We start from the raw sequence: 569 nt of genomic DNA on the forward strand, positions 1-569 counted from the left end.
GGCTGACGATCGAAGAAGCGATCAGGGCCTATACCATCTGGTCGGCCTATGCCGCCTTCCGCGAAGACCAGACGGGGATCATTGCCAAGGGCCGATGGGCTGATCTGACCGTCATGGATATTGATCCCTTCGCCCTTGCCGGATCCGCGCCGGAAAAAATCCTGGCCGGCAGGATTTTGGCGACCATCGTCAGCGGCAAGGTGGTTTATCAGCGATAGGCCGTTGGCCGGTGTTGTCAGGTAAACTTCTGCAGTCCGAGCGGGAGGCGTCCGCAAGGGGACCCTCAGCACGATGGGCGCACATACTGAGCTGCTGCCGGTTTCGCGCACACCGAAATAAGGTGTTTTATGGAACGGCAGGATATGAATGCAGCGGCGCAAGTTCAGCCGGGAGTTCAAGCTTGAAGCGATAAAACTGGTTAGCGATGAGTGCGATCTGCCAGCTTAGACTCGATTGCATGGTGACTGAATCGATTTGGGATTCCCAAGGTGGCTGATTTCTGATTCACCCTGATTGCTGGGTTGGAGGTCAGCATCAGATGGCGAGGCCCTATTCGAACGATCTTCGGG

The 569-nt window shown here is 56.4% G+C and carries 1 protein-coding gene; it reads left to right on the top strand.

Annotated elements, in window-relative coordinates; genetic code table 11:
* Positions 1-218, top strand: a 218-nt coding sequence (locus ACTIEZ_RS15440) for an amidohydrolase family protein (protein WP_439547579.1), incomplete at its 5' end; no start/stop codon positions are given.
* Between the last annotated feature and the right edge of the window lie 351 nt (positions 219-569).

Origin of the sequence: Sandarakinorhabdus sp., assembly GCF_051860625.1 — a bacterium.
GTDB lineage: Bacteria > Pseudomonadota > Alphaproteobacteria > Sphingomonadales > Sphingomonadaceae > Sandarakinorhabdus.